The sequence below is a fragment of the Streptomyces milbemycinicus genome (assembly GCF_002154605.1).
Classification (GTDB): domain Bacteria; phylum Actinomycetota; class Actinomycetes; order Streptomycetales; family Streptomycetaceae; genus Streptomyces; species Streptomyces milbemycinicus.
Window position 1 is genome coordinate 249 of record NZ_MUNE01000308.1, and the last position, 5930, is coordinate 6178.

Annotated in this window: 6 protein-coding genes; 1 reads left to right on the forward strand and 5 read right to left on the reverse strand. The window is 72.7% G+C overall.

All coding sequences use genetic code 11. The annotated features are described in order from the left end of the window. Positions 1-535: pyridoxamine 5'-phosphate oxidase (gene pdxH, locus CCN51_RS24140; RefSeq protein ID WP_425444776.1), on the reverse strand; the 535-nt coding region annotated here is incomplete at its 3' end. Between the two features lie 275 nt (positions 536-810). Between pdxH and CCN51_RS24145 the strand changes: the two genes are divergently transcribed. Continuing rightward, entirely contained in the window at positions 811-1914 is a 1104-nt protein-coding gene (locus CCN51_RS24145) for a citrate synthase 2 (protein WP_014177457.1), read from the forward strand. Positions 1915-1941: 27 nt separating this feature from the next. Here CCN51_RS24145 and CCN51_RS24150 read toward each other — a convergent pair whose 3' ends face one another. The 4 genes from CCN51_RS24150 to CCN51_RS24165 form a co-directional block, all read right to left on the reverse strand. Beyond that, the gene (locus tag CCN51_RS24150) at positions 1942-2595 is read right to left on the reverse strand and encodes a TetR/AcrR family transcriptional regulator (RefSeq protein WP_014177458.1); all 654 of its coding nucleotides are present in this window, start codon (positions 2593-2595) and stop codon (positions 1942-1944) included. After that, complete coding sequence (locus CCN51_RS24155; protein WP_014177459.1) at positions 2592-3449, reverse strand: enoyl-CoA hydratase family protein; 858 nt, start codon at positions 3447-3449, stop codon at positions 2592-2594. Before CCN51_RS24155 ends, CCN51_RS24150 begins: the two co-directional genes overlap by 4 nt. Then, positions 3446-5032 carry a 4-coumarate--CoA ligase family protein gene (locus tag CCN51_RS24160; protein WP_043490611.1) on the reverse strand — a complete coding sequence of 529 codons (1587 nt, stop codon included), beginning with the start codon at positions 5030-5032 and terminating at the stop codon, positions 3446-3448. The genes CCN51_RS24155 and CCN51_RS24160 overlap by 4 nt, the downstream gene beginning before the upstream one ends. Before the next feature lie 36 nt (positions 5033-5068). After that, positions 5069-5930, reverse strand: an 862-nt coding sequence (locus CCN51_RS24165; RefSeq protein WP_086860082.1) for an acyl-CoA dehydrogenase family protein, incomplete at its 5' end; no start/stop codon positions are given.

Genomic DNA, 5930 nt, shown 5'->3' on the forward strand with positions numbered 1-5930 from the left:
GATAGCGGTCCGCCAGCTCGCCGTACGCCCGGTCCAGCTCCTCCCGCGAGCCCACCACCGAGGACTGCGCGCTCGCCCACGCCCCCAGCTGCGACCCGTGCGGCCGGGTCCTGAAGTACGCCGCCGTCTCGTCCCGGCCGGTCCGCCGCGCCGTGCCCGTGATCATGACCTGGCGGGCGATCGGGTGCCAGGGGAAGAGCAGCGAGATGTACGGGTTCTCGGTGAGCTCACGGCCCTTGCGCGAGTTGTAGTTGGTGTAGAAGACGAATCCGCGCGCGTCGAAGCTCTTCATCAGCACCGTGCGGGAGCTGGGGCGCCCGGCGGCGTCCGCCGTCGAGACCACCATGGCGTTGGGCTCGAACAGTCCGCTCGCCACGGCCTGCTCGAACCACCGCGTGAACTGCTCGTACGGATCGGCCGCGAGCTCGCGCTCGGCGATCCCCTCCGCGCGGTAGTGCTCGCGCATGGCGGCCGGGTCGTAGGTGCGCGCGGCCGGACGCGCCGAGAATTGCGGATCAACGTGAGGCACGCGCATATCTTGCAACATCAACGCCGCGCCTCAAGTACTGCCCCGTACGGGCGAATCCCCTCCCCGTTCCGGTCACCCGGTAACCCTTTCCGCGGGTGACGGGACGTGTGCCGCTTCTCACGCTTCCCCGGGGGTACCTCAGAGACCAGACTGTGGCAGACCATCGCCCGTCGCGCAGGCCGTACGGTCGCGTACCCGGCGCGGCCGGATGACACTCGTCCGCACGGGGCATCACCAGGGTGACCGGTACGGACCGCGAGCCGCGCACGAGGAGCCGCCTGATGTCCGACTTCGTACCCGGACTCGAAGGAGTCATCGCGTTCGAGACGGAGATCGCCGAACCCGACAGGGCGGGCGGCGCGCTCCGCTATCGAGGCGTGGACATCGAGGACCTGGTGGGCCATGTCTCCTTCGGGAACGTGTGGGGGCTGCTGGTCGACGGCGCGTTCAACCCCGGTCTGCCCGCGGCCGAGCCGTTCCCCATCCCGGTCCACTCCGGCGACATCCGCGTCGATGTGCAGTCCGCGCTGGCCATGCTGGCGCCCGTGTGGGGCCTCAAACCGCTGCTGGACATCGACGAGGCGCAGGCCCGCGAGGACCTGGCGCGCGCCGCCGTGATGGCGCTGTCGTACGTCGCCCAGTCGGCCCGCGGCCAGGGCCTGCCGATGGTCCCGCAGCGGGAGATCGACAAGGCGGAGACCGTCGTGGAGCGCTTTATGCGGCGCTGGCGCGGCGAGCCCGACCCCAAGCACATCGCCGCCGTCGACGCGTACTGGACCTCGGCCGCCGAGCACGGCATGAACGCCTCGACCTTCACCGCCCGCGTCATCGCCTCCACCGGCGCCGACGTCGCCGCCGCACTCTCCGGGGCCGTCGGCGCCATGTCGGGCCCGCTGCACGGCGGTGCGCCCTCCCGCGTCCTCCACATGATCGAGGAGATCGAGCGCACCGGCGACGCCACCGCGTACGTCAAGCAGACCCTGGACCGGGGCGAGCGGCTGATGGGCTTCGGACACCGCGTCTACCGCGCCGAGGACCCGCGCGCCCGCGTGCTGCGGCGCACCGTCCGGGAGCTGGGCGCGCCGCGCTTCGAGGTCGCCGAGGCGCTGGAGCGGGCGGCCCTGGACGAGCTGCACAACCGGCGGCCGGACCGGGTACTGGCCACCAACGTCGAGTTCTGGGCGGCCATCGTCCTGGACTTCGCGGAGGTCCCGGCGCACATGTTCACCTCCATGTTCACCTGCGCCCGCACCGCCGGGTGGAGCGCGCACATCCTGGAGCAGAAGCGCACCGGCCGCCTCGTACGCCCCTCCGCCCGCTACACCGGCCCCGGCCCGCGCAGCCCGCACGACATCGAGGGCTTCGGGGACACCTCCAGCCACTGACCCGCCTCACGCCTCACGCCTCACGCCTCAGTGCGGAGCGCGCAGCGCGTCGTCGAGGATCCGCGCCCACTGCGCCACCACCCGGTCGCGGCGGGCGCGGTCGTCGGTGAGGATGTTGGCGAGCCCGAGGCCGCGGGCCATGTCCAGGAAGCCCTGCACGGACTCCCGTACGCCCGGCACGTTCTCGTCGGCGCCCAGGAGCTCCACCGCCATCCGGTGGGTCTCCCGGCCGATCCGCGCCTCCAGGGCGGCCACCCGCGCGCCGAGCTGTTCCTCGTACGAGGCCACCACCCACAGCTGGAGCGCGGCCCGGAACAGCGTGCCGGTGTACAGGTCGACCAGAACCCCAACCAGGCCGACCACCTCCGCCCCGCCACGTTCCTCCGCCCGTTCGCGCTCCTGCCGCTCGCGTACGTGCAGGGCGCGCAGGGCGGCCGAGCGCTCCGTGGCGACGTGCTCCACCGCGGCCGTGAACAGGTCCTCGCGGGTCGGGAAGTGGTGCTGGGCCGCGCCCCGCGACACCCCGGCCCGCTCGGCCACCACCGCCACCGTGGACCGGGTCCAGCCGTGCTCGGCCAGGCAGGCCACGGCGGCCTCCAGCAGCCGCCGGCGGGTGGCGCGGCTGCGGTCCTGCTTGGGGTCCCGCAGCGCGGTACGCGGCGGGGTACGCGGCGGGGTCACCGCGCCTCCCCGCCGCCGGGGGCCGAACCCTCTCCCAGCACGTCCGACACCCACGCCGGGTCCCGTCGCTCCAGGAAGGCCGTCATGCCCTCGCGGGCCTCGGCCGAGGCGAACAGCGCCGCGGACCGCTCCGCCAGCCGGTCCGTCTCCCGGGCGAAGGCCGCCAGCACCTCCGCCGTGACCAGCCGCTTGGACTCGGCGAGCCCCTGCGGGGAGCCGCGCCGCAGCCCGTCGAGGACCGGCGCCAGCAGTTCGTCGACATCTCCCGCCGGGCCTGCTGTCGGGTCTGCTGCCGGGTCTACTGTCCGGTCTCCCGCCGGAGTCCCCAGGGTCACCAGGCCGATCCGCATCGCCTCGGCCGCGTCGAACCGCTCGCCCGTCAGGTAGTAGCGGGCCGCCGCGCGCGGGTCCAGCCGGGGCAGCAGCGGTATGGAGATCATCGCGGGTGCGAGCCCCAGCCGGGCCTCGGTGAAGGCGAAGCTCGCGCCCCCGCCCGCCGCCGCGATATCGCATGCGCCCAGCAGCCCCAGACCGCCCGCCCGGACATGTCCGGTCACCCGGGCCACCACCGGCTTCGGCAGCTCCACGATCGACCGCAACAGCGCGACTAGGTTCAGCGCCGCCGACCGCGTGGGCGGCTCGCTCAGATCCGCGCCCGCGCAGAACGTGGTGCCGGTGTGGGTCAGCAGCACCGCCCGCGTGCCCGCGTCCCGCCCGGCCGCCGCCAGCGCCTCGCTCAGCTCGGCGACCAGCCGCGTGGAGAGCGCGTTGCGGTTGTGCGGTGAGTCGAGGGTCAGCGTGGTGATGCCGCGCGCGTACGCGTGCCGTACGAGAGGTGGTGGCGCGTCCGTCATGAGGCCGTCGTACTCCCTTCCCTGGCGCGCAGTTCACGCCTGAGGATCTTGCCGGTGGCCGAGCGCGGCACGGCGTCCGTGAACTCCACACGGCGCACCTTCTTGTACGGGGCCACCCGCCCGGCAACGTAATCGATCACTTCGTCCCCCGACAGCTCGGCCCCGGGCCCGAGCACCACATACGCCTTGGGGAGCTCGTTGCCGTCCGCGTCGTGGACCCCGACCACGGCCGCGTCCACGATCGCCTCGTGGGTGAGCAGCACGGCCTCCAGCTCGGCGGGGGCGACCTGGTACCCCTTGTACTTGATCAGTTCCTTGACCCGGTCCACCACATACAGCCAGCCGTCGGCGTCCATATGCCCGACGTCGCCGGTGCGCAGCCAGCCCTCCGCGTCGACCATCGCCTCCGACTCCGCCGCCCGGCCCAGATACCCCTTCATCACCTGCGGCCCCCGGATCAGGATCTCGCCGTCCTCCCCGACCCCCAGATCCCGCCGCTCCCCCGCCGTCTCCACGATGCGCATCTCGGTGCTCGGCAGCAGTTTGCCGACCGTGCCCGGCGGCACGTCCCGGGCATGGCGCGGCACCATATGGCAGCCCGGCGACAGCTCCGTCATCCCGAACGCCTGCAGCAGCGGCGCGGTCCCCAGCCGCCGCGCACACGCCTGGGCCAGCTCGGCGTCCAGCGGCGCCGCCGCGCTCATCACATACCGCAGCGACGACAGGTCGTATCCGGCGACCGCCGGGTGTTTGGCGAGGGCCAGCACGATCGGCGGCGCCACGTACAGCGCGGTCACCCGGTGCTCCTGGATCGCCGCGAGAAACTTCTCCACATCGAAGCGCGGCAGCACGATCACCGTCGCGCCTTCCCGCAGCGGCGCGTTGACCAGCGCCGTCAAACCGTAAATATGAAAGAACGGCAGCACCGCCAGAATCCGCTCCCCGGGCTCCATCGGCACCACCGGATGCAGCTGGGCCAGATTCGTGGCCAGGTTGCGATGCGTCAGCATCACGCCCTTGGGGGTCCCCGTCGTTCCCGACGAGTACGGCAGCACCGCGACGTCCTCGCCCGGGTCGATCTCCACCACCGGCTCGGGCGCCGTGCACTCCAGCATGTCCGCGATCGACCTGTGCCCCTGCGCCGCGTCGCAGACGAACACCTCGCGCACCCCGCCCGCCCGCTCCCCAGCGCGCCGGGCCACGCCCAGCAGCGCCGAGGCGGTGACGATCCACTCCGCCTTCGCATCGCGCAGCTGCGCCGCGAACTCGTCCGCCGTCGCCAGCGGATGCACCGTGGTCACCGCCGCTCCCACGCGCGTCACGGCGTAGAGCACCACCGGATACAGCACCGAGTTGGGGCTGTGCAGCGCCACCACATCCCCCTGGCGCACCCCCGCCTCCGCGAACGCCGCCGCGAGCCGCCGCGTGGCGCGGTCCAGCTCCGCGTAGCTCAGCGCCGTGCCGCCCACCCCGTCGACCAGCGCGGGCAGATCGCCGAACTCGGTGCTCGCCCGCGCCAGTACGGCCTCGTGGATGGGCAGGTCCAAGAGCGGGACATCCGGGTACTCACTGCGCCACGCCATCGCGGATCCCTCCATAGGTGTCCTGTTCCGTCAGCGTCAGTACGACTTGGGCAGCCCGAGCGTCTGGTGTGAGACGAAGTTGAGGATCATCTCCCGGCTGACCGGCGCGATCCGCGCCACCCGCGCGGCCGTGACGAGCTTCGCCAGCCCGTACTCCGCCGTCAGGCCGTTGCCGCCCAGCGTGTGCACCGCCTGGTCCACCGCCCTCACCGCCGCCTCCCCCGCCGCGTACTTCGCCATGTTCGCCGCCTCCCCCGCGCCCGCGTCGTCGCCCGCGTCGTAGAGATGGGCCGCCTTGGCCATCATCAACCGCGCAAGCTCCACTTCGATATGGGCCTGCGCGAGCGGATGCGCCACGGCCTGGTGCGCACCGATCGGCTCCCTCCACACCTGGCGTACGCGCGCGTACTCCACGGCCTTCGCCAGCGCGTACCGGCCCATCCCCAGCGCGAACGCCGCCGTCATGATCCGCTCCGGGTTGAGCCCCGCGAACAGCTGCAGCAGCCCCGCGTCCTCGTCCCCCACCAGCGCCTCGGCGGGCAGCGGCACATCATCGAGCACCACCTCGAACTGCTTCTCCGCCGCCGCCAGCTCCATCGGGATATGCCGGTACGAGAAGCCGGGCGCCCCGCGCTCCACGATGAACAGACACGGCTTGAGCTTGCCCGTCCGCGCGTCCTCCGTACGGCCCACGATCAGCGTCGCGTCCGAGATGTCCACGCCCGAGATGAACACCTTCCGGCCGGTCAGCAGCCAACCGCCGTCGGGGGTGCGGCGGGCCGTGGTCGTGATGCGGTGCGAGTTGGATCCGGCGTCGGGCTCCGTGATGCCGAACGCCATCGTCTTGCTGCCGTCCGCCAGACCCGGCAGCCAGGCGCGCTTCTGCTCCTCCGTGCCG